Origin of the sequence: Pedobacter sp. MC2016-05, assembly GCF_026239735.1 — a bacterium.
Lineage (GTDB): Bacteria > Bacteroidota > Bacteroidia > Sphingobacteriales > Sphingobacteriaceae > Pedobacter.
This window is the reverse complement of record NZ_JAPIVT010000023.1, coordinates 1-23,931: the sequence shown is the minus strand read 5'-3', so window position 1 is coordinate 23,931 and position 23,931 is coordinate 1. Positions and strand designations below refer to the sequence as shown.

The following is a 23,931-nucleotide window of genomic DNA, read 5'->3' as shown; positions in this document are numbered from 1 at the left end:
CTTGACTGCCATTCAATTTTATCATGATAACGAAGCTTGTTGCAGGTGAAATTGCCTACATCAAGCTCATTTTTGAATAGTTGAACAAGATGTAGGCAAAATGAAAATGGTTTTAACTTTGATCGATTTGGCCGGGAATAAGGCGGATTTCTTCCAGTCCGTGTTCAATTTTCCAGTTTTCTATAATGGGCTGTTCGAGCTCAATCTGCCGATATTCATCAGGCGACATAATGGGCACACCATGTACAATGGGATAGTTTCTTTGGCATGCTGAGCAGGATAAAATGCCTTCCAGTACATTCAAGTTGGTGTCTTTTACAAAAATTTTCAATTGAAGATCCGCCTTATCAAAAGGACAGCATAACTTATTTATGGTTTTCATTCTCATATCTTATTCTTTTGGTCATTTAGTGCAAGTTGAAAGGCCTTTGCTTCCTTTTCGGGATTGCTCGCTCCCAGTATTCCTGAAATTACAGCAACACCATCAAATGGTATTTTCAGTTTTAACATGGCGGTGTTGTCTGGAGTCATTCCACCTGAAACGAAGAATGGAATATTGGTAATCGCTCTGGCTTGCCGGACCGTTTCTGGCGAAACGATATCACAGCTCCCAGCTGAGCTTGATGGAAACATGGCGCAAAAGGAAATGTAGTCAATGTTGTACTGGTTTGCGCTATGGACGGTATCCAGATGGCCCGAGCAGGTTACTCCGATAATAATTTTTCTTCCTACAGCCTGTCTAATGTTCAGCAGGTTATCTGGTAGTTGATCAAAATGTACACCGTCGAGGTGATCGGTTTCAAGTAGCAATTTCCAATCTTCATTAATCAGTACCGGAATGGAATAGGGGGCGCAAAGACTGGCGATTTCGCTAATGAGCGACAACTTATCAACTTGCGCAGGCCAGTTGTTCCATATTTGTACGATGTTTATTCCTCCAGCCAATGCCGATTCAATGCTTTTGAGTAATGTTTCCCTTTCCATAGCGGGATCAACCACCAAATAAACGCCGCCATCTATTGTTTTTTTAACTATTTCCATCCTTTTTGTTTTGAAGTAAAAAATGCATTCCAATAAGGGTCAGTAGAAAAGTAGGGTAAATCACTAGCCTCTCCATTGCTGATGAGCTTGTATCCACGCTCTCTGGCCGTAAACTTTCCGATGATGGTGGCCTGAATATGCTGGTCTGCTAATTTTTTTATAAGTGCATTTGCCTGAAATTTATCTACTGCCATAACCATGCTGCCGGCACCTACAGTAAATCTTGGATCAAGCCCGAACAGATCAGAAATTTCCTGTACGGTCTCGCTTACGGGAATTACACTGTTTTCAATTTCGACCCCGTTACCGGAAGCAATGGCCATTTCATAAACCGCTCCTAAAACTCCACCTTCCGTTACATCATGCATGGCCCTAACAGCATTGTTCCCAAATTCTTTTGCTATTAAAGCCTCAGCCAAACTGGATGTTTGATAAAACAAGCTACAAGCCAGATCATAATGTTCTTTTCCGATGGCATTCTTCACCGTTTCGGGGAAACTCATCGCCAAAATTGCTGATGAAGATAACGCACAGGCTTTGGTTACGAGGATCAGGTCGTCTTGTTGCGCATATCGGCTTAACAAAATGCTTTCGCGAGGGGCGTAAAGCATCATGGTACCACCTCCGGAAATCGTAGAGTTCTGTCCTTCAATTCTTCCGGTATGCCCGCCCGTAATGGCTACGCCAATCGAGCTGCAATATTGATGCACAAAGGTCCAATAGGTATTAAAATCCTGTTCGCTGAGTGAAGTGGGCAGATTTAAAACCATCTGTGCGTACATGGGTGCAAAGCTGGTGGTAGCCATGTCGTTAGCCATGAGATGCACCGATAGCCAGGCCGACTCTTGCAAACCGAGGGATGGAATAAGCGTAAGTGGGTCACTGGTCATGGCCAATGCCAGGCCATTCGGCAGATTCACAACAGATACATCTACTCCGAAAGCAGGTCCACAGTGTATTTCGCTACGGGCTTTTCCGGTTTTTTTCAAAATGATATCCTCAAATTCAGTATTGTTGATTTTTCCTGAACTCATCTTTTATCAGTCATTAAATCGAACATATAAACCGAAAAAATCACCAATCGGTAAGCTCCACTGCTGCATAGGAAACCATTTCGGAAGTCCTGTACAGGTCCATTCTATGGTATATTCACGCCCTTTTAACGCTTCATGAATTTTTTGGCTGAGCAGCTTTGGGGTGTAAAATGTTGCAGTAAGATAAAAGGGGTTTTGGCCAAAGATTTCCTGAACTCGTCTTCTCAACACTTTTGGTGAGTTTCTATTCATCATTCCGAATGCAATTCCTTTTTTGCCTACCCGAGCAGCCTCCCTGATCACCTGTATGGGATCGCGATAGTATTCGAATGTGGTAATGAAGGCCACGGCATCAAAGCTGTTGTTTTTGAAGGGCATAAAGTGTGAATCGGCATTGACCAGATCGCCATCAAAAAGATGAACTGCCTGACCCAGCATAAATGGCGAAAGATCGCCGCCAGTAGCTTCAATCCCTATTTCTTTCCACCATCTGGTGAAGCGGGTTGTGCCACAGCCAAATTCCAATAACTCGCTAATGTTTTTATCCTTCCCCACAAGTTCAGCCATCACCTTTTTTTGCCAAACTTCGGCACGTTTGTACCGTCCTTCATACCACTGTTCATAAGTGTCGGTATGTTCACGGTTGAAAAACCATTCCTTTCGGCCCTGCCAGTTGCTGAGCTTTTCGGAAAGTACATTGAAACTTTTTTGTTCTAATTGCATATGCTTGAAAATTTTAAACGCCTTACTGTTTACCGGAATTCGGATAGTGAACAGCGCTTAAATTCAAACAGCCAGGTGGCCGCAATCTATTTGAGCAGGTGCATCCCTACGCCGGTATTATCCGTGTCAGGTTCGCGGGTATTCATCTCAGCCTTTAACATTTTGTTAAAAGCACCCCGTGCAACAGCAGCAAATATATAAATTCTGATTAGAGTTGGAAATTTTCTGACATCATATAATGAATCAATGTATTTGCTTTCTTGTTTGCATTTTGAGGATTGTCAAAACAACATGCTTCATCCCTGCAGGAAAAAAAATAAAAATTTTAAACTTTAAAAAGTCTGGACATGTTTACTACTAACAGATTTGATCATCATTTTGGGCGATGACGAACACAATTATCCTTGAAGATTTTAAGAAAATATTAAACCATCACAAAACATATTTAATGCGCAGATTGATCAGTAAACAAATTTCTCTAAAAAAAAGAACAGGTGTTTTTGGACTTCTTTTGTTGATTGGAATGTTCATCAGTGCCTGCCATAAAGAAGATGAAAAAGGCTATGTGATGGATGCCAAACAATTTGCCATCTCTGTGAAGCAGGAGCACCTTTATCAAAACGAGATGTTGGCTAAGTTGGAAAAAGGCCAGGGAAATCCTGCACTTGCTGACCTTGCGAATAAAAGAAGATTATCGTCCGTTGCTTATCATAACGATCTGGCTAGCTTTGATTTTTTAAAGGATACGGATAGCTTCAATCTCTCAGAGAGTCATGTCTTTAACCTGGAGAATGCTGATAAAAAGATGGGAGCGGAGCATTTGCGTACGCTCTTGTCAATGCTTATCGATTCTGATCAAACCCTGATCGGACTCCATGTAAAAGCTTCATCCAACCAGGGTGTGCAGGATGAACGACTGCGGCTTTGGGCAAGAGAAAAGATTTCTTCGTTACAAAGCAATCTTGATGAGGCGCAAAAGATAAAATTATAGCAACTTGAATATTTTAGAAGCATCGACCTTGAGATCTTATTTCACCTTTAAGATATAACCGAGTCCATAAACATTTTCTATACTCACCTGGGCAGAAGCTTTAAAAAGCCTCCTCAGCCGGGAAATAAAAACCTCCAGACTTTTGCCATTGAAGTAATCATCATTGCCCCATAAAGCCAAAAGCAAGTCTTTTTTCTTTACAACCTGATTGATGTTTGCTGATAGATGATCCAGAACTTCGGCTTCCCTCACTGTCAAAGAGATTTCTTTCTCATCAGGTAAAAGCACAAAAAGCTGATCTTTTTGATAGCTGATATCACCAATTTTAATGATGCCGGCCACCTGCGTTTTGGAGATAATCGTGGTATCTGAGAACTTATTCACGATGTTTCCAATCCTAAGCACCAGTTCCTCAATTTCGAATGGTTTGGAAATGTAATCAATGGCGCCAATTTTCAATCCGCGTAAACGATCTTGCTTTTCATTATGTGCCGTTAAAAAGAAAAATGCCTGGTTGGGGTTAAGCTTCATAATTTCTGTACTCAAATCGAAGCCGTTCATATCAGGAAGTTGAATATCCACAATCATGAGTTTATTATCGAGTTGATGCTGGCGGTAATGTTCAAGTGCTTCGGTAGCCGTTTTAAACCAGAGTACGCTAAAACCCCGAAGTTTTAAATACTCCGAAATCACATTTCCCAAGTCAACCTCATCTTCAATAATTATGATATCATATTTCATGTTCAACTTTAGTTTACGTGCTCATTTGTGTTAACAGGATTTTTAGGGATGTGTACCATAAATTCGGTGCCTGAACCGAGATGTGAATTTACTTCAATATTCCAGCCATGCAAATCAAGGCATTGTTTAACATAATATAGTCCCAAGCCCAAGCCAGAAACAGTTTTTTCACGGTCTGCTCTAAAAAATTTATCAAATAGCTTTGGCTTACTACTTTCTTCTATGCCTTTGCCATTATCCGCGATGTGAAGGACATAGTCATTATCGTTTTCAGTAATAAAAATGGAAGTTTTTTTAACGGTACTTTGATTGTGTTTGAAAGAGTTATCGAGCATGTTTTGCAGCATGGTTGTAAAAACAAATGGGTCGATTACTAGCAAAATTTCGTGGTGATAGGGATCAAAAGTAAGGGAATGTGGTTCTTCAACTTTAATGCTAAAATCGTTAACAATAGTGAGTACCATATAATTAAGATCAGTCTCTTCCAGGTTGATGTTGTTGTTTATCTCAGAAATTTCGAGCATTTGGTTGATGTGAGAATGCAACCGCATTGCTTGTCGTTCCACAATATGAACCAAAGCTTTTACCCGGCTCCTGTCGTTTAGCACTTCTTCTTCATCCAGGCTTTTGCTGGCTACTAAAATGGTCGTAATTGGGGTATTAAACTCATGTTTGATGCTGTTTAAAAAGTCTGATTTTACCTCAGCCTCTTTCTTCTGGCGCATCCAATTGATGTAGGTGTAATAGTTTATGCCTACAATTATTACAATGCACAAGGCCACCAGAAGAAACGTTGGAAGCATTTCCATCGCCACTTTTAATGGTCTGCCCGGAGCATCAACAAACAAATTAAAGGTAATGCGATAATCGTAAACCAATGTTCCGCTTACAGAGAGGTTAGTTACGCGATTTTGGCTATTCGGGCTACCGAGCGTGCCATCAATAATTACCCCAAAAGGATTTACGGCTGGAAGTAAGGTTTCATTGTTGCTTTTCTGTTTAAAGATGAACACGTTTCCCATTTTCTTGGTAAAAGTAAGTTCAATGGATTCGAAAGTAAGCAGATACTGAAGGTTAGCATCTAAGCCGTTACGCTTAACAATTGATTTAAAAATACTATCCATCGAGCTATTTGCTTTCAGATTAAGCAATAACGTATCACTCACTTTTTGTGATAAGGCTTTAAATTCATTTTTATTGGCATAGTAGGCAGCTTTAAGCCGCGACATATTCCTGGATAAAATGGTATCGATGATCTTTCCGCCGCCAGGATACAACTTATCATCAGAAATACTCCGCCCATATTCATCATTAATCAAAGTTTTATCCTTGATGCTGTATTCTCTATCGCGAAGCATGTAAGTATTGTAGGTTAATCTCAGCTGAACCAAAAGCAGGATGAGAAAACTAACCAATACGACGGATTTATAGATGCGATCTTTCATTTTATGCCTAAAAATAGGTCTATTATTCCGAAATATTATGCTGTTAAGTTTTTGTTAGGCTTTTGTTAGGTTTCCGTTAGATAAATTATTGCCTTAGCCACACTAGCTTTGGATTATAGAAACATCGATTGCTCCTGTGCGTTGATTTACAGTGAATTGTAACCGATCAGTTGTTTCTTAAATGAACCTTTAAAAACCCTACAAACCTAAATTTCCAGTAAAGATGACTATTAAAAAAATCATAGCGCTTCTCCTTTTCGTTTCAGCACTGACTTCTGTTGAGCAGGTTTCTGCCCAACAAAATGCAAAAAAGAAAAACTTAACCGATTTACAACAAGATTTTGTTGATCTGGGTTTAGGCATGTTCATCCACTACGGTATGCCAACTTTTATGGATCAGGATTGGTCTGATCCAGATGCAGCGCTTAATTTGTTTCAATCGCCAAAGCTTGATGCCGATCAATGGGCGAAAGCGGCAAAGTCGGCAAATATGACTTACGGTTGCTTAACTACCAAACATCATAGCGGTTTCCCGATCTGGAATACCAAAACAACCAGTTACAATGTAATGAATACGCCACTTAAACGCGATGTGGTTAAGGAATATGCTGATGCATTTCGGAAGAATGGCTTAAAAGTGATGTTGTACTATTCTATTCTGGATACTCATAATGGTATTCGCCCAAACCAAATTACGCCAGCCCATATCAAATTAATTAAAGAGCAGATTACGGAGTTGTTAACCAACTATGGAGAAATTACCGCACTGGTTATTGATGGTTGGGATGCTCCATGGTCGAGAATTTCTTATGATGATGTTCCTTTTGAAGATATCTACTATCTGATTAAATCTCTACAGCCAAACTGTTTGGTAATGGATTTAAATGCAGCTAAATACCCAACGGAAGCACTATTTTATACGGATATCAAATCTTATGAGCAGGGAGCCGGACAGTTTATCTCTAAAGAAAGCAACAAATTACCTGCTTTAGCCTGCCTTCCCTTGCAACAAAATTGGTTTTGGAAAACATCATTTCCAACTACGCCTGTTAAAGATGTAAATGAGTTGGTGAACAAATTCATTATCCCATACAATGGTGCCTATTGCAATTTCATTTTAAATGTTGCTCCTAATAAAAATGGTCTGATTGATGATAATGCCCTTACCGCATTAAAAGAAATGGGGAAACTTTATAAGCCTTCGGCTAATCCACCAAAATTGCCACAACATCCGGCTCCAATTATTTCAAGCAACATTGCAAAAGGCGTAATCAGTAACAGTACCTGGAGCGATGACATGAATATCATGGATTTTGCAAACGACGACAATTTCAGGTCGAGCTGGTCTTCTAATCCTACTGTTAAAGCACCATGGTACGAGGTAAAATTTGAGAAATCAATGCCTTGCAACATGATCGTGATTACCGCTGGTAATTCTTCAGGTGCCAGATATGATCTGGAATACTTTGCAGATGGAAAATGGCTACCACTAAAAGCACAAGCAGCCGGAGAGAAAAAGGTGAGCATTTTCAGATTTGAGAGAATCTGGTGTGAGAAAATCAGGGTGAACCTTTCTGGTTTCAAACATGCGCCGGCAATAGCAGAGTTCGCCGTATTTGATGAACGCAATTAAGTGCCGACCCTCCATTTACCTCAATATTAAATTACGCTTAATACGCTGTACTCATGAAATTTAAAACGCTTTTATTACTGTCAGGATTCTTGCCCTTTTTTGCACTTGGGCAAGCAAACGACTTCACGCTATCCGGCAAAATTGGAAACCTTAGTAAGCCTGCAAAAGCCTATTTGGATTATATGGATAATGGCGTGAGCCGCGAAGATTCGACCGAAGTGGTGGATGGATCCTTCCAGTTTACAGGGCCGCTTTCAGGAGTGGCAAATGCCAGACTGGCGTTGGATCATCATGGTGGAGGAAAGCAAAAAGCAATCTATACCGGCGACGTGGTTTATATCTATTTCAGTAAGGAAAAAATTGTTTTTACTTCGAAAGACTCTTTACAAAATGCTGTTGTGAGTGGTTCGAAAGTTTACGATGAATTTGTAGCGTACAACAAACAAATCGGCGGGACCATCATGGCGCTAACAAAAGCTGTAAATGCAGACTTTAACAGTGGTACGCCAGAACAACAGCGAGACGCTGCTTACATTAAAGCGGTAGATGCCCGTTTCAGGAACAATATTAAAGCGAGAGAAGCAAAACAATTTTTATTTGCCAAAACACATCCAAATTCATATTTCGGTTTAGTCGCTTTGTCCGAATCTGCTGGAACGAGTGTAGATGTTGCCAAAGTTTCGCCGGTTTATCAGGCACTTGCGCAAAACCTGCGAGATACGGATATGGGAAAAGAATTGGCCCAGCGAATTGCAGCAAATAGTGCCACCGCAATTGGTTCTTCTGCACCCTTATTTTCTCAAAATAATGTGATTGGCAAACCCGTATCGCTTGAGCAGTTAAGAGGAAAAGTTGTCCTTTTAGAGTTTTGGGCAAGCTGGTGTGGTCCATGCAGAGCAGAAAATCCCAACCTGGTGAAAGACTACAGTAGATATAAAGAAAAAGGTTTCGAAATTCTTGCGGTATCGTTAGATCAATCAAAAGAAAACTGGTTAAAAGCCATTGAACAGGATGGGTTACCATGGCTTCATGTTTCCGATTTAAAAGGCTGGAACAATGAAGTTGGCCGATTATACGGAATACGGGCAGTACCAGCCAATTTCCTTTTAGATAAGGATGGAAAAGTGATCGCCAGCAATTTGAGGGGCGAAGATTTGAATAAAAAATTAGCTTCACTATTTAATTAATAACTGATAGTCAATTCATTATGCGATTCAAGAGTGTTATGCTTCTTCATTGGTTTTCGATCTTTGGTCGTGTCGCTTTATGCTGCATCCTGAGTACCCTAACAAGCTATGCACAAAAGAATGGCGCAAAAGTATTGGAGCAGCATGTTGCATCAGCAGTGGACAAAGCTTATCAGGCAAGTGTGCGGATTTGGGGTTTCGATACGGTAAGAAATGAACGTACTTCCGCACAGTTTAGCGGGGTTGTGGTAACTAGCGAAGGCTATATTCTAACCGCCGCACATGTTATTCAGCCAGGTAAAAGCTACAAAGTTTTCTTTCCTGATGGAAAAAATGTTATCGCTGTGGCACTCGGCAGAATAGATGTGAAAGAAACTCCAGGCATACCAGATGTTGGTATGATGAAGATTAAAGGTAATGGAAAATGGCCATACGCTGCAATGGGATTTTCGTCATCGTTGAAGAATGGTGAAGCTTGCCTCAGCATTTCTTATCCCGAGAGTCTTAATCAGGAATTGCCTACTATTCGTTTCGGGAAGATTTTAGATGTAAAAAACCAGTATGGATTTGTACAGTCGTCTTGCAAAATGGAACCTGGCGACTCTGGCGGACCATTATTTGACCTTGATGGAAAAGTAGTTGCGATTCATAGTGCCATTGACGTTTCGGAAGATATGAATTTTGAGATACCGGTAGATATTTACCGGAAATATTGGTCGGCCTTGCAGTTAGAAAAAAATTACACTGCATTGCCAGCTATTGTTGATATTGATAGCAGCACCGAAAAATCTCCTCACCTCAGCCCAAATGAAAAGTACGCTTTTAACGAGTTAAGTACTGAGCAAAATGCTAAACGAGCATTCCTGGTGGTTAATAGTTTTATAGACGGGGAGAAGGTGGAGGTATCAGCAAGTGTATTTAATCTAAGAAAAAATCTTGGTAAACCGGTGCAGGTTTTGGTGAGCAAGAGCAGTATGATTGGCGATTCTGCCCATCTTGTTTACGAGGGCAAACTTTACAACCTAAACATTTTAGCCCGTGATCAAACCAATGATCTGGTCATGCTAGCGACTACCAAACACTTTAAGCATGGAGTAAAGTTGGACAGTAACTACCACGTTGATACCCCGAAGTTGAAGGGCAAATTTGTTTTTACAAAGCAGGCAGATGGTAAAGTGGTGGCGAGCATCATCGGAAGCGAGGAGATCACTTTGCCCAAAATAATGAGTCAGCCACTTTTGGGTGCAATGGTGGTGTATGAATCTAGTCCGGCAGTTTTTTCATTGATTAAACAAAAAAGCCCTGCAGAAGCGCTTGGACTAGAGGTAGGTGATGAGCTGGTGAGCTTCGGTGGGCATGAACTAAAAAGCAGCAAGGAATTTGTAGCTGCGGTTTCTCAGTACTGGCCTGCCGATGAAGTGCTAATAAGCTGGAAAAGAAAAGAAAAGCTCTACAAAGGAGCCGTAACTTTTGCATGGCAGGCACAAAGTGTTTCAAAGCATCCGGTAGATCGGTTTGCCGGCGGGAAATCAAAAAGGAGAGATGGTTTTGATGCCGTTTATACCCATGACTTAGCGTTGTTGCCCCAACAAATAGGAACTTCTGTTTACGATTTAGAAGGGAATTTTGTGGGAATTAATATCGCCAGATTTAGCCGGACTTCCACATTGATCATGCCTTCTTATAAAATTGCAGCTTTCATTTATCAATATAAATTTAAAACCCACTCCTAATTGCAGCCTATGATGTAACCATTACAAGTAACCAATTAACTGTGCTGATGATTCAGTAAAAATAAACTATAACCAACCAAACTTATGAACCAAAATTTTACTATTCGGGTAAGGCGCAGGCCTTATTCAGGAAATCTGTGGATACTATTTGCCATTCTCGGAATCGGAATTCTACAACTTATAAACCCTGCGATGGCGCAACAGGGCACCACATTTAAAATCACGGGAACCGTTAAAGATTCTCTTGGATTGGGTATACCAGGCGTAAGCTTGCAGGTAAAAGGACAAAGCAATATGGGTAGCGTTACCGATGGCGATGGAAAATTTACCTTGAATGCAATTGCCAATGCAACAGTCGTGGTGTCTTCAGTAGGTTTTAAAACCAAAACATTTATCGCCAGCCTGGATAAAACAAGGGTAGACCTGATTTTAAGCAGTGATGATAATAACCTGAGCGATGTTGTGGTCACTGCTTTCGGCAAGAAAGAACGCAGGGAAGCAATGGTCGGATCGGTAACCAGTATCACGCCATCTAAACTCAAAATTCCATCAAGTAATTTAACCAATGCTATGGCCGGACAAATTGCGGGTGTAGTGGCTTATCAGCGCAGCGGACAGCCCGGCCTTGATAATTCGACGTTTTTCATCAGAGGGGTAACTACTTTTGGATATAAACAAGACCCCTTGATTTTGGTAGATAACGTAGAGCTCACTGCCAACGATCTTGCCCGTTTACAGGTTGATGATATTGCTAGTTTCTCCATTTTAAAAGATGCCAGTGCAACTGCACTTTATGGCGCCAGGGGTGCAAACGGAGTAATATTGGTCACCACCAAAGAAGGTGTTGAAGGTAATGCAAAGGTAAATGTGAGGTTTGAGAATTCTATTTCCCAATCCACCCAAAATCTGGATATTGCTGATCCGATTACATTTATGCAGATGTATAATGAAGCGATTACCACCCGTAATCCGCTGGGCGTTCCTCGTTTTACCCAAAATGATATCTTTAACCGTGAGCAAACCATTAACAATGCTCCGGGAAGCAATAAATATGTTTATCCGGCCGTAAACTGGATTGATGAATTATTTAAAGAAAGTACAAATAACCAGCGTTTAAACGGAAGTGTGAGCGGTGGTGGAAAGGTAGCCAGATATTATATCGGAACATCTTATAGCCGTGATAATGGAATTTTAAAGGTGAGTCCAGTTAACAATTTCAATAACAATGTGAAGCTGGAAAATTATCAGCTGCGCTCTAATGTGAACATCAACGTAACAAAAACTACCGAAATTGTGCTTAGGCTTTCGGGTACTTTTGATGAATATAACGGACCAATTACAGATGATGGCTCATTCTCTGCCGATCTGTACAAAAAAGCGTTGCATACCAGTCCGGTGCTTTTTCCTGCATTTTACCCTGCTGATCCTTCAACCGATATCGATACGCACATCTTGTTTGGAAACAGCTCAACAGAAGGCACTGGTAATACCGTGGGTTATTCAAATCCTTATGCAGACATGATGAAAGGCTATAAGTCGTTTTCAAGATCGAGAATGTCTGCACAGCTTGAGCTTAATCAAGACTTAGGATTTTTAACAAAAGGCCTTTCGTTTAAGGGTATGTTTAATACCAACAGGTATTCCTATTTTGATTTAACAAGACAATATTCTCCGTTCTTTTACAATGTTGCCTCTTACGATAGAATCAGCAATCAATATTCATTAAACTGGATCAATAATCAACCAGGCCAGGCCTCAGAATATTTAAGTTTCGAGCCAGGCTTTAAGGATGTGAACACCTTTGTTTACATGCAGGGGGTGATTGATTATTCGCGACAATTTGGTAACAAACACAATATCAGCAGCACCATTATTGCCACCAGGCAACAACGGTTATATGCGAATGCAACCGATCCGCAAACTAATTTACCCAGTTTACAATATTCACTTCCTTACCGAAACGTGGGCCTATCTGGTCGTTTAGGCTATTCTTATGACAGCCGTTATTTTGCCGAATTCAATTTTGGATACAATGGTTCAGAGCGTTTTGCCGAGAAGAACAGGTTTGGTTTCTTTCCGACCATTGGCGGCTCATGGGTAGTATCAAACGAAGCATTCTGGAATGCAGGTGTTAAAAAGGTGATGAATAAGTTAAAGGTTAGGGCCAGTTATGGCTTGGTGGGTAATGATGCCATTGGTGCGCAACGCTTTTTCTATCTCTCGAATGTGAATTTAAATGGCGGCAATCCAGCTTTCTTTGGTCAAAATAATGGCGTTACCCGTCCGGGTGTAAGCATTACAAATTATGCAAACGATGCGGTAACCTGGGAAACTTCTCGCCAAACGAACATTGGTTTAGAGATGAGCTTTTTTAACAGCCTGAACATTATCGCGGAGGTTTACAAACAACATCGTTATAATATTTTAATGGAAAGAGCTTCGATTCCGACCAGTATGGGTTTAGAATCAGCAGTGAGTGCAAATTTGGGTACAGCCGATTCGAGAGGGATAGATTTCTCTGCCGATTACAGCAAAACCTTCCGCGGTGGCTTTTGGATGTCAGGCAGAATGAACTTTACATTCTCGCAAAACAAATATGGCCAATACGAACAACCGGCTTACCGTGAACCTTGGAGAATACTTTCGGGTCAAAAAATCGGTGTACGCTGGGGCTATATAGCCGAACGTTTATTTGTGGATGATCAGGAGGCAGCGGCATCGCCGGCACAGCTTTTCGGTTCAGGTGCTTCTGCACCAAAAGGAGGAGATATTAAATACACCGACCTAAACAATGATGGCAAAATTACCGAGGCCGATCAGGTTTTTCTTGGTTTGCCGTCTACACCAGAAATTGTGTATGGTGCAGGTTTATCCATGGGTTTCAAAAAGATCGATTTATCGATGTTTTTTCAGGGTGTAGGCAGAACCAGCTTTTTCATTAATCCATCTGATGTGAGTCCGTTTTTACAGAACCGCCAGGTGCTACAGGTTTTTGCCGATAGCCATTGGACAGAAGAAAACCAGGATTTGTACGCAAAATATCCACGTTTGGGTACAACTGCACCAGAGATTAGCAACAATTTGCAAACGAGCTCGTGGTGGATGAGAGACGGTGCTTTTATCCGTTTAAAATCGGTGGAAATTGGTTATACCTTCCCTGATAAACTGGCGAAAAAGGCTTTCCTTTCTAACTGCAGAATTTACCTTAATGCCTTGAATCCATTTACATGGAGCAGGTTTAAAGATTGGGATCCGGAGTTGGCTTCGAACGGCTTTAGCTATCCTATCCAGAAAGTATATAACATTGGAATCAACGTAAATCTTTAAGCAGATCACATGAAACTCAATTATAAAATAATCATACTTATCGCAATTGTTTCGGGTATGGTGCAATCCTGCAAAAAATACCTCGATGTTACGCCGGATAATGTGGCCACCATCGATTACGCTTTCAGAAATAGAAATGAGGCAGAGAATTATCTCTTCACCTGCTATTCTACCTTGCAAAATATGGTGCCATCTAACAATGATGCGGCCTTTACCACTTCTGGCGAAATTTATTTTCCTAATACGCTTACCGAAGCTACTTTAGGGAACAGGGAAGCAGAACAAGGTTTCCATTTAATTAGAGGGGTACAAAATACCGACAATCCATCGCTGAATTACTGGGATGGGGAGCAACTTGGCCAACCCATTTTTAAAGCCATCAGAAGGTGCAATATATTTTTAGAAAATATTAGCAAACCAAAAGATTTGCCGCAGTTTGAGCGAAACAGATGGATTGCTGAAGTGAAATTTTTAAAAGCCTATTATCATTTCTATCTGTTGAGAATGTATGGTCCTATTCCTTTGATAAAAGATAATTTGGCTATTGATGCAGGAACGGAAGAGGTGAGGGTAAAGCGTGAACCAGTTGATGCTTGTTTTCAATACATCACCTCGCTATTGGATGAGGCCACGCCAGATTTGCCAAGAACAATACAGGATCCGGCACAAAGTTTAGGCAGAATTACACAACTGATATCTCTTACTTTAAAAGCCGAGATACTGACCACACAGGCCAGTCCGCTTTTTAATGGCAACCGTGATTATGCCAGTTTCAAGGATAAAGACGGCGTAAATCTTTTCCCTGCAGCTTTTCAGGCAGAAAAATGGTCGAAAGCGATGTTAGCTTGCCAGGAAGCTGTAAAAGCATGTGAACAAAGCAATATGTCGCTTTACCACTTCGTATCTCCGGGTAATCTTCCAACTATCCCTGCGCCGCTAAAAACGGTTATGGATATCAGGCAGAGTATAACCGAAAACTTGGAAAAAAATTCGGAGGTGATCTGGGCGTTAAATTCAACTTTCAATTTGCAATCTATGGCAATGCCAAGATTAACCGCTGCGATGGTACAGAATATGGGCGGAGCGCCTGGAAACTTTGCCGTACCTATCGGGATGGCCGAACTTTTCTATTCAAAAAATGGCGTTCCAATTAACGAAGATCCAAATTATGATTATCGCGGCAGGTATGCCGTTGCAACAGTTGCAGCAGATCATAAGTATTATATGAAAAGCGGTTATCAAACCATTAAAATGCACATGGATAGAGAGCCGAGATTTTATGCAGATTTATCTTTTGATGGAAGCTGTTTCTTTGGAAACGGTCAAACCGATCCTGAAAATATGTTATTTGTTCAAGCCCGTGGCGCAACTTCTATCGCTGGTCCTAAGGATAACATTCGAGTAAATGTATCGGGTTACTGGCCAAGCAAACTGGTAAACTATCAATCCGTTTTCGGAACTGAAGTTACTCAGGCACGTTTTAAACTGCCGCTGATGCGCTTAGCTGGCCTGTATCTACTTTACGCAGAAACGCTTAATGAAGTAAACGGACCATCGGCAGAAGCCTATAGTTACATTGATAAAGTTCGTGCCCGTGCTGGTTTAAAAGGTGTTCAGGAATCGTGGTCGTTATATTCATCAAATCCGGGTAAGGCAGCTTCTAAAGATGGTTTAAGAGCTATCATCCAACAGGAGAGAAGAATTGAGCTTTGTTTTGAAGGACGTATAGGCTGGGATCTTCGCCGCTGGAAAATTATACAGGATGTTTTAAGTAAACCATTGCAAGGCTGGAACATTCAGGATGCTACGCCTGAAGGTTATTACAGACAGCGAAATCTCGTGATCCCATCCTTCGGCCTTAAAGATTATTTATGGCCAATAAAATATAACGACTTAATTGTCAATCCAAATCTTGTTCAAAACCCTTACTGGTAATTTAAAAACTAAGATGATGAAAACGAATTCAATAAGATATATTGGTTGGAGCATGGTGCAGCTTATGGCTGCCCTGCTTCTTCTATGCTCGCTTAATGCGTGTAAAGAAACAGAAGGTTTTAACGATGTGGTATCTCAGGATATGGCGAAACCGGGCATCATTACAGGTGTGCGGGTAGATAACCAGGCAGGAGCGGCAGTGCTTTCTTATCAGCTGCCCAATTCTGAAAACCTACTTTATGTACAGGCAGAATACAGGATCAATTCGCGTACAGTGCGCCAATCTAAAGCCTCTTATTACAGCGATACCTTAAGGGTAGAGGGTTTTGAAAAAGCTGGTGATTATGAAGTAACGCTTTACGCAGTATCACGTGCGAATGTTAAAAGCGATCCTATTAAAGTTAATGTAAGGCCAACCACCCCAGCTTACCTGATGGCTTATCCCACTATCCAACTTCAGGCCGATTTTGGTGGTGTAAATATCTCGGCTACTAATCCATCAAAAAAAGCCATTGGGGTTATTGTCATTTCTAATGATAAAACTACTGGAAAATTATTGCCTGTAGAACAGTTTTACACAGAAGCCGAAACCATAAATTTCAGTGTACGCGGTTTTGATACGTTAAAGAGAGATTTCGGTGTGTACGTTACAGATAGATGGGGAAATATTTCTGATACGCTGTACAAGTCTATCAATCCTATTTTCGAAACTCTGGTTCCTAAAACAAGGTTTAGCGAGTATCGCCTGGCTTCAGATTCTCCTTTAGGTGCAACTAGTTTGGGTTGGAATACCACCAGGTTATGGGATACCAATACCAACGATCCTGGCTGGCATACCGAAGCTGGATTTGGTAAGCCTTTACAGCTTTGTACTTTCGATATGGGTGTTTTAGCTAAGTTGAGCCGGTATAAGTTATGGGAGCGGGGCGAAGCCTATGGAAATGATTATTCTTATAATCATGGTAACCCAAAAACGTGGACACTCTGGGGTTCATCTAAAACGGCCCCTGTTGATACAAATTTGCCGACTACCTCTGCAAAAGGTACCGTAGTGGGTGACTGGGTAAATCTTGGCAACTTCACTTGTCCACCGCCGCCTTCGGGCAATGCACCAGGGCAAACCACCCCTGCAGATTTAGCAGCCGTAAAAGCTGGTTTCGAATTTAATATCGGCATTGATGCGCCGAAAGTGAGATTTATCAGGCTGGCTGTAAACAGTACCTGGGGCAACGCAGATTTTGCTCACGTAATGGAACTATCATTTTGGGGAAACACCAATTAAAAGGAAAACATGGCAACTAAAAATATAACGCGGATTTTATTAGCCTTGGTGGCTATCGCATTTTTTTACGGATGTAGTAAAGATGCGCTTGATTATAAAGACTATTTAGACGGCAAGGAAAAGATTTATCCTGGTTTCCCTGAAAAGGTAACCGCCTCTCCCGGAAACTACCGTATTAAGCTTACCTGGAAGGCCAGTCCTGATCCAAGTGTAAGCCGCTATATGATTTATTGGAACAATGCACAAGATTCACTGGCATTACAGGCGCCAGACCGGTCGGTGGCTAACGTTTCAGTAATCATTTCGAATCTGGTAGAATACAATTATTCATTTACCATTTACTCATTTGATAAAGCTGGAAATAAATCCGTTCCGGTTCAAATTAACAATGTTAAAGTATACGGAGATAGCTATAAAACGAGTTTAACCAATCGTTTCCTGGTGGCTAGTGCGCCTTACCAGCTTGATGACAATGGCATCACTTTGCAGTTTGAACGCCCCGATACGATCAACATCAGCACCGAAATCCGATATACTTACAAAGATGGAACCGTTCGCCAGGCAAAACTTGGGCCTGATGCAAATTCGATACGTTTAGCAGATTACAAGGTTGGAACTAAAGTGTATTTCAGGTCGTCCTATGTTCCTGTTCAATCTGCTATTGATACCTTTTATACCGCAGGTTTCGACTCCTTGAGTAATATCATGGTCCCGGTAGATAAATCGTTATTTAAACCCTTAAAACTGACTAATGATGTAGGTACGTATAGCAGTGAAACTTCATTATCGAAATTATGGAATGGGAATAAGGCGCCAACAGGTTACCCTGATATTTTTCATAGTGATGATAGCACACCATTGCCTCACCACTTCACTTTTGATATGGGAAAACAGGTGGCAAACCTTGCCCAGTTTGAAATCATTGGTCGCGATTGCTGTAACAACCCAACCAAATTCGAAATCTGGGGGATTGCCGATTTAACAGGTGCTCAAACGCAATCGCCGGCAGATTCTCCGGGCTGGACCGCCGAATCTAATGGTCGTGGCTGGAAATTACTTAAAACGGTTGAACGAAGCGATGACGGATCTGCGCCTTTCAAAGTGGCATTTCCTGATGGATTACCAACGGTTAGATATATTCGAATCAGGGTAATTTCTGTTGCCAGTGGCGATGCTTACTATAGCAACATTAGCGAAGTTTCTTTCTGGAACAAATAAAATAAAGGGTGGGCATATTGATCTGAATGATCTTGCCCACCTTTATTTTTCAACGGATTATTGTTGGTCTTTTCACCAATTAATCCTAATCTCTGTCATTCTTTAAACACCTATTTATACATGAACATTTTTTCTAGCGGAAATCATTTCTACTTCGTGCTGCTCCTTACTTTATTTTTTTCTTCAAACGAAATACATGCTCAACAGCTCGCTGCTGATGGTTCTTCTACCAGTCAAAAGCCCCTCGATAGCCTATGGCAAGAACATTGGTTTGAGCACAAAAAACAACTCAAGTTAGTAGGAAGCAATGATGATGTTGCGGTTTACTATGACGACCAGATGCCAAACTCCGTACGCTGGCCAATAGGGGTGATGGGTAAGTGCTGGGCCTATGTAAAACAAAATTATGGTGCTTTTGGCGCTGATCCAAAATTATACGTCATCCTCCACCAGGTAAATGGAAAAGATTATGGTGGTGGGCATCCTTCGCCATTTTTTGATCGAAGCCACGATTATAAAAACGTAATCGATTGTGGGCTTGGAAACTGGACTAATCCCGTAGGCGAGCAAATTGGTATGCCTATTCACGAAATGGGCCACATCGTAACCAGTGCTAGTCATGGTGCAAAAGGCTCGCCTTCTGATGCGCTTTGGGGTGACAGTAAATTTATGGAAATTTTCAATTATGATGTACTGTTAAATATTGGAATGAAAGCAGAAGCGGAAAGAGTGTTTACACAGATGCAATCACAGTATGATGATTTTCCAAGAGCCAGAACGCAATGGTTTAAAAATTGGTTTTATCCGATCTATAGCGGTTATGGAAAGGGCAAAGTTTTAAACAAATATTTCGCGTTGCTGGCACAGTATTTTCCAAAAGGTAGGGGTAACCGCTTTCAACGTGATTTAAACTATGGAGAATTTGTTCATTTTTGGAGTGGGGCTGCGGGCGTGGATTTAAAGAAAACCGCTGAAAAAGCTTTTGGCTGGCCAATGGAATATGAACTCCAATTGCAACAAGCTAAGAAAGAGTTTTCAGGGGTGATTTATTGATCGTTTTCAGATGATAGATATTCCTTGTCAGTCCATAAATTAGAAAAAGGTGCATAACATTTGCTCAGCTAGTACAGTGTCTACGGTCAAAATCGTCTCAAAATATGATCATTTGTCTACTTTTTCGATCTTATTTTGAATGTTAAATATTACAAATCCATACGAATAATGATGATAAATGTCAAAAAAACGCCTGTTTTGTAGTTGTAAACAGTCATTTTAGCTACTAAACGTTTAATTTTTTTTAAGTTTGAGACATGAACCGAGAAAAAGACGTTGTACCAAGTATTATGGGTATTGATACCCAGGATATTAAAATGATTGAATTAATTGCTGAAGGACGAACTTATAGTGAAATAAGCGAGGAACTTAAAGTAAAGCCAAGCAAAGTTGAAACCCTAAGAAAGCTTCTGATCAGCAAAACAAGAACGAGAAATACCGCTTCCCTGGTGTCGTTTGCATATAGATATGGGTTACTAAAGGTATAACAGTTGAAAAAGTGTGGTTTAGTTTGTTACCAACAAAACCTTACTTCAAAAGGATTGCTTTTTTATTTGGAGATCAACCACTTCAAGAAATAAGGTAACGGAGAACAATCGAAATCCTTTTCCTGATCCAATAAATAAAGGGGTTATTTCATCAATAATCCCTTTATTTATTACAAAATCTCGTTTATTTAAATTAAATCATCAGGTTTCGCCGCGATATATTGTTCAGCATTTTCTTGCCATTGCTTTTGCTCAGCTAACGGAGTTTCATCATCTTTAATCTGCTGATTTGCCGTTGTGTTATTTTGGTTAAGGAACTCAATAAGTGCTTTTGCGGTCGGGCCAGCGGATAACGGATTTTGACCTGTAATGAGCAAACCATCCGTTTCCACATGCGATAAAAATGGAACCAATGCCGTTTTAACTTCCGCACCTAGTTCCTCGAGTTTTGTTTGCAATAAAAAAGGAACATTTCCACTTCGACCCACCATCGTTTCTTCTGTATTGCTAAAAGCAGAAATAGTTTTCCCTTTCAAAAAGCCTGGGCGTTGGTTTTCTGCGCTAATTAAAGCAGCCGGACCATGGCAAACAGCAGCAACAGGTTTACCTGCATCGATAAAATCAAGGATCAAAATTCCGCTGTTGTTATCTTTAGCTAAATCCCAAATCGGGCCATGGCCGCCAGGATAAAACACGGCATCAAAATCCGAAGCATTCATCTGATTTAGCAGCTGCGTATGCGAGAATGCAGCTTTTGCATCCTCATCCTCTTGAAACCTCCTGTTTGCACCCGTAATATTTTCGGCGAGCTCACTCATTGGGTCAACCGGTGGTCTTCCGCCTTTTACACTCGCAAGGGTAACATTAAATCCAGCATCAATAAATTCGTAATATGGATCTGTAAATTCACCCAACCACACGCCTGTCTTGCCATCGGTATTTTCCATCTCGCTGTGAGAGGTCAGTATCATCAATATATTTTTCATCTCTCTTTATTTAATATCTTCTGCATCCAGTTCGTTTCCTTCCTCATCTATACGCTGATGCTCATCCCAATTCGTTTCTTCTTGTTTAGCTTGCGAATCACTAGGTTGCGTTTTTTCGTTCTCCGCCTCGTTGTTTTTGTCTTTTGGGTCTATCATAATTCTTAGTTTTAGTACATGGATAACATTACATAAGCTTTAAAGGTTCGCAAAAGTTCAAAACATGACAATTCTAATTGAGTCAATATATATTTCAACATCAGTTAATATTTGGAAAGATACAACCTGCAAACTTTTTAGTGGATTGGAGAGTTTAATGAGGTAAATATTAAATGATGATGAGCGAAATAAGCAAAGAAACGCAGGCAAAATTTGATCAAGGTGTTGTAGAATCAATATGGAGTGAAAATGGCGAGCTGAGCTATGTAATTAAAGATGGCCTTAACATTGAAGAATATGCGATAGTGATTAAGGAGGTTTTGGAGTCGCAAAAAGAAATTGCTCATGACTTTGCCGGCACGGTTACAAACGAAAGTAGAACAGCATTTGCCAAATTTGAATATAAATCTGGCTGGTTTCTGGAAGGCTTAGCTGATGGCGAAATCGAATAATCAGTAATCATCGATGAATTGTACGTGAGTTTATTTATACTCTCGATGACAAAAAGATGAGACGATCAAATGCAGAGCAGAAAAGCTGCTGCATAGGTCGAGTCTCTTCAGTTGTGGTATGCGACGATAAGCTGAATGATAGATTCGCTTGAACACGAAATTTTTGCTCTCAAAAATTTATTTTCCGATTAATACCGTACCGCCATCAGGCAGTAGTTTAATTTTGATATGGTTGGTGCTGTTTAACAAAAGTTTATTAAGTTGAGGTTCTCGATTTGTGCCATCACTAAAAGCCTGCAGGCTTTTATTCGTTAGCATTGGTAAGGCAATATCAATTTCTTTTTCAGTTTTTTCGGCATTAATAGCAGCAATGTACCAGGTATCTTTATGGCGACGGGCGAGCACTACAAATTTGCCGGGATAACCATCCAGGAAAATCGTTTCATCCCATGTGGTAGGTACGGTCTTCATAAAATCAATTACATGGGCAGGCATATCCGTCAAGTTATTTGGAGTGATACCAAAATTTTGCACAGGTGTTTGAAACAAGATAGCGGTTGCCAGCTGAAAGCTTTCAGTAGTTTTGCGTATTTTCCCTCCGTTATTCTCTTTGTTATGAAGTTTATTCAGCAACACAGGGCCAAAATCCATGGCACCTACAGCATTTCTAATAAATGGATGCAAACTGGCGTTATATGCCTCATTATCATTTGCTGCCTGTGTAAAAATTAGGTTTTCTGAGGCCAATACTGCCTCACTCCCTACAAAATTCGGATACATCCTTTCCCAGCCACGCGGCAAGGTACAGCCGTGAAAAATTACGCTAAGCCCATAAGTATTGGCATCCGACAAAATATCTTCATAAAGCTTCATTGTTTCCTGCTTGTCGCCACCAAAGAAATCCACCTTAATTCCTTTTATCCCGATGCTTTGCATCCAGGCCATTTCCTTTTTTCTGGCAGAAGCACTGTTCATTTTGTTTTTTGGGGTCTGTGGCGCATCGTTCCAAAAACCGTTTGAGTTGTACCATAAACAAACACCCACGTTTTTACCTTTGGCATATTTTGCCAGCGCTTCAATTTTTTCTTTGCCGATTCTGGCATCCCACCAATTGTCTACCAATACGAATTCATAACCCATTGCTGATGATAAATCAACAAACTTTTTCTGGTCATCAAAATTGATACTATTATCTTGCCATAGTAACCAGCTCCAGGTAGAACGGCCAAAGCTGTAGTTTTTCGAAGCCTGATATTGAGGTTCTACTACATCAAATGAGATGGTCGTTTCTACAATTGGCTTCAAATCGTTGCCAACGGTAATGGTTCGCCATGGCGTATAAGCTGGAAGCGACATTGCTGGTTTAGCACTTCCTAATCCATTGTTTTCTCCCATTTCCGGGAAAGCGATTTGATACAATCCATCTTTGGTACCCTCGCCAAGTTTAGATCCGCAGTACAAACTGTTTACGCCAGTTTCCGATATCAGCACCCAGCCTTTATTGCCCAAGTGAAAAAGACCAGGAAAGGTATATCCAATGCCGTATTTGGAAGCTGTCCCCATCGGTTGATCGGCAATATATTCTTCTTCGTAGCTGGGTTTGGTTTTCATCCACCCAATCATTGGGGTGGCTTGTGGTGTTAAAAATGTTGTGGTAGCTGCAGGGAAGTTGAAACCGCTCAATTCTTCTTCTACTGTAAAATTAGCGGGTTCGCCAACCTGCGGAATGTGATAACGGAAAGCTATATTGTTATTGCTCACCCGAAAAATTATCTGTAGTTCGTTCTTATTCGCGGTTGCAAATTTGCAAGTAAGCTCATTGGCCTGGTACCTGACAGTGCTTTTTTTGATTTTGGCTTCCGAATAAGTCTCGTCAATAGAACGCGACTGCTGGCTTACAAAATTTAAGCCGGCAGACAAATCTACTTTCGTACCCTTTAAACCCAAAGGAGATTTTTCAAGCATTTGTGTGCCTGCAAAGTTCACTTCGTAGAAAAGTTTTCCATCTGTTAAGTTAAGTTTAACGTTAAGTTTTTTATCAGGACTAGAAACCATTAGTTCTTGGGCTGATGATGCTAAAAAACTAAATAGAAGTAAGCATGCACAAGAAATTTTTTTAAACGAAGTCATAAAATAGTCGATTAGATAAAATTGGTTAAACCAAACACTAAATGGTCAGCTTTATAGCAATTGCTTACCCTCACGCAAAAATTGATTTGAACAAAATCGGTTTTTAGCGCTTGTCTGGCTGGTTTTAATATTTGGTTTATGGCAGAAAATTACGGATAATTTTTTAAATGTTACTAACACGTTTATAATTACCTGATTTTTAATGCAGAGCAGCTGATAACTTTGTTGTGATTTAATCCTATTTACTGCTTAATGTATTGATAAATAGTATTTTAGCTGTCTTTTAAGGCTTAGCTTTAAAGAAAAATCGATAAAAAAAACTTCCATAACATAACTAAAAACTCATGGATTTGATCGATCTTCAACAAATTAATAT

The 23,931-nt window shown here is 40.6% G+C and carries 20 protein-coding genes and 1 riboswitch; of the genes, 11 read left to right on the top strand and 9 right to left on the bottom strand.

The features are described from left to right. Window positions 1-112 precede the first annotated feature (112 nt). From OQZ33_RS21170 to OQZ33_RS21155, 4 genes are read right to left on the bottom strand one after another with little or no spacing between them, the layout of a single operon-like run. Entirely contained in the window at window positions 113-382 is a 270-nt protein-coding gene (locus OQZ33_RS21170) for a Trm112 family protein (RefSeq protein ID WP_265801430.1), read from the bottom strand. 2 nt (window positions 383-384) lie between these two features. Beyond that, complete coding sequence (locus tag OQZ33_RS21165) at window positions 385-1,041, bottom strand: thiamine phosphate synthase (RefSeq protein ID WP_265801428.1); 657 nt, start codon at window positions 1,039-1,041, stop codon at window positions 385-387. Further along, the gene (locus OQZ33_RS21160; RefSeq protein ID WP_265801426.1) at window positions 1,032-2,075 is read right to left on the bottom strand and encodes an AIR synthase family protein; all 1,044 of its coding nucleotides are present in this window, start codon (window positions 2,073-2,075) and stop codon (window positions 1,032-1,034) included. Before OQZ33_RS21160 ends, OQZ33_RS21165 begins: the two co-directional genes overlap by 10 nt. 6 nt (window positions 2,076-2,081) lie before the next feature. Continuing rightward, window positions 2,082-2,798 (bottom strand): class I SAM-dependent methyltransferase, encoded by a 717-nt coding sequence (locus OQZ33_RS21155; protein WP_265801424.1) that lies wholly within the window; start codon window positions 2,796-2,798, stop codon window positions 2,082-2,084. 86 nt (window positions 2,799-2,884) lie between these two features. Further along, a riboswitch (TPP riboswitch) is annotated at window positions 2,885-2,987 on the bottom strand. A gap of 259 nt (window positions 2,988-3,246) precedes the next feature. On the opposite strand from OQZ33_RS21155, the gene OQZ33_RS21150 reads away from it, so the two are divergent. Next, window positions 3,247-3,789, top strand: coding sequence for a hypothetical protein (locus OQZ33_RS21150; RefSeq protein ID WP_265801423.1), 543 nt, complete (start codon window positions 3,247-3,249; stop codon window positions 3,787-3,789). Window positions 3,790-3,825: 36 nt separating this feature from the next. On the opposite strand, the gene OQZ33_RS21145 is transcribed toward OQZ33_RS21150, so the two are convergent. Then, on the bottom strand, window positions 3,826-4,530 hold the full coding sequence (locus tag OQZ33_RS21145; RefSeq protein WP_265801422.1) for a response regulator transcription factor: 705 nt from the start codon (window positions 4,528-4,530) through the stop codon (window positions 3,826-3,828). 8 nt (window positions 4,531-4,538) lie between these two features. Next, on the bottom strand, window positions 4,539-5,975 hold the full coding sequence (locus OQZ33_RS21140) for a sensor histidine kinase (RefSeq protein WP_265801421.1): 1,437 nt from the start codon (window positions 5,973-5,975) through the stop codon (window positions 4,539-4,541). 223 nt (window positions 5,976-6,198) lie between these two features. Here OQZ33_RS21140 and OQZ33_RS21135 point away from each other — a divergent pair, with 223 nt between their 5' ends. The 9 genes from OQZ33_RS21135 to OQZ33_RS21095 all read left to right on the top strand — a co-directional run bounded on the left by OQZ33_RS21135 (window position 6,199) and on the right by OQZ33_RS21095 (window position 19,831). Next, the gene (locus tag OQZ33_RS21135; protein WP_265801420.1) at window positions 6,199-7,608 is read left to right on the top strand and encodes an alpha-L-fucosidase; all 1,410 of its coding nucleotides are present in this window, start codon (window positions 6,199-6,201) and stop codon (window positions 7,606-7,608) included. A 53-nt stretch (window positions 7,609-7,661) separates the two neighbouring features. After that, window positions 7,662-8,795, top strand: a complete 1,134-nt coding sequence (locus tag OQZ33_RS21130; protein WP_265801419.1) for a TlpA disulfide reductase family protein — start codon at window positions 7,662-7,664, stop codon at window positions 8,793-8,795. Window positions 8,796-8,833: 38 nt separating this feature from the next. After that, window positions 8,834-10,528, top strand: a complete 1,695-nt coding sequence (locus OQZ33_RS21125) for a trypsin-like peptidase domain-containing protein (protein WP_265801418.1) — start codon at window positions 8,834-8,836, stop codon at window positions 10,526-10,528. Window positions 10,529-10,612: 84 nt separating this feature from the next. After that, the gene (locus OQZ33_RS21120) at window positions 10,613-13,855 is read left to right on the top strand and encodes a SusC/RagA family TonB-linked outer membrane protein (RefSeq protein ID WP_265801417.1); all 3,243 of its coding nucleotides are present in this window, start codon (window positions 10,613-10,615) and stop codon (window positions 13,853-13,855) included. 9 nt (window positions 13,856-13,864) lie between these two features. After that, entirely contained in the window at window positions 13,865-15,790 is a 1,926-nt protein-coding gene (locus OQZ33_RS21115) for a RagB/SusD family nutrient uptake outer membrane protein (RefSeq protein WP_265801416.1), read from the top strand. A 16-nt stretch (window positions 15,791-15,806) separates the two neighbouring features. Beyond that, window positions 15,807-17,072, top strand: coding sequence for a DUF5000 domain-containing lipoprotein (locus OQZ33_RS21110; RefSeq protein WP_265801415.1), 1,266 nt, complete (start codon window positions 15,807-15,809; stop codon window positions 17,070-17,072). A gap of 9 nt (window positions 17,073-17,081) precedes the next feature. Continuing rightward, the gene (locus OQZ33_RS21105) at window positions 17,082-18,290 is read left to right on the top strand and encodes a DUF4998 domain-containing protein (RefSeq protein WP_265801414.1); all 1,209 of its coding nucleotides are present in this window, start codon (window positions 17,082-17,084) and stop codon (window positions 18,288-18,290) included. A gap of 120 nt (window positions 18,291-18,410) precedes the next feature. Next, on the top strand, window positions 18,411-19,343 hold the full coding sequence (locus OQZ33_RS21100) for a hypothetical protein (RefSeq protein ID WP_265801413.1): 933 nt from the start codon (window positions 18,411-18,413) through the stop codon (window positions 19,341-19,343). 257 nt (window positions 19,344-19,600) lie between these two features. Further along, entirely contained in the window at window positions 19,601-19,831 is a 231-nt protein-coding gene (locus tag OQZ33_RS21095) for a helix-turn-helix transcriptional regulator (protein WP_056850087.1), read from the top strand. Window positions 19,832-20,019: 188 nt separating this feature from the next. Here the strand turns inward: OQZ33_RS21095 and OQZ33_RS21090 are convergent, their stop codons facing one another. Together OQZ33_RS21090 and OQZ33_RS21085 are read right to left on the bottom strand one after the other, a co-directional pair. Next, on the bottom strand, window positions 20,020-20,817 hold the full coding sequence (locus OQZ33_RS21090; RefSeq protein ID WP_265801411.1) for a type 1 glutamine amidotransferase domain-containing protein: 798 nt from the start codon (window positions 20,815-20,817) through the stop codon (window positions 20,020-20,022). 6 nt (window positions 20,818-20,823) lie between these two features. Continuing rightward, window positions 20,824-20,973 carry a hypothetical protein gene (locus OQZ33_RS21085; protein ID WP_265801409.1) on the bottom strand — a complete coding sequence of 50 codons (150 nt, stop codon included), beginning with the start codon at window positions 20,971-20,973 and terminating at the stop codon, window positions 20,824-20,826. A gap of 176 nt (window positions 20,974-21,149) precedes the next feature. Between OQZ33_RS21085 and OQZ33_RS21080 the strand changes: the two genes are divergently transcribed. Next, window positions 21,150-21,425, top strand: a complete 276-nt coding sequence (locus OQZ33_RS21080; RefSeq protein WP_265801408.1) for a hypothetical protein — start codon at window positions 21,150-21,152, stop codon at window positions 21,423-21,425. A gap of 177 nt (window positions 21,426-21,602) precedes the next feature. On the opposite strand, the gene OQZ33_RS21075 is transcribed toward OQZ33_RS21080, so the two are convergent. Continuing rightward, window positions 21,603-23,555, bottom strand: a complete 1,953-nt coding sequence (locus OQZ33_RS21075) for a glycoside hydrolase family 97 protein (protein WP_265801407.1) — start codon at window positions 23,553-23,555, stop codon at window positions 21,603-21,605. Between the last annotated feature and the right edge of the window lie 376 nt (window positions 23,556-23,931).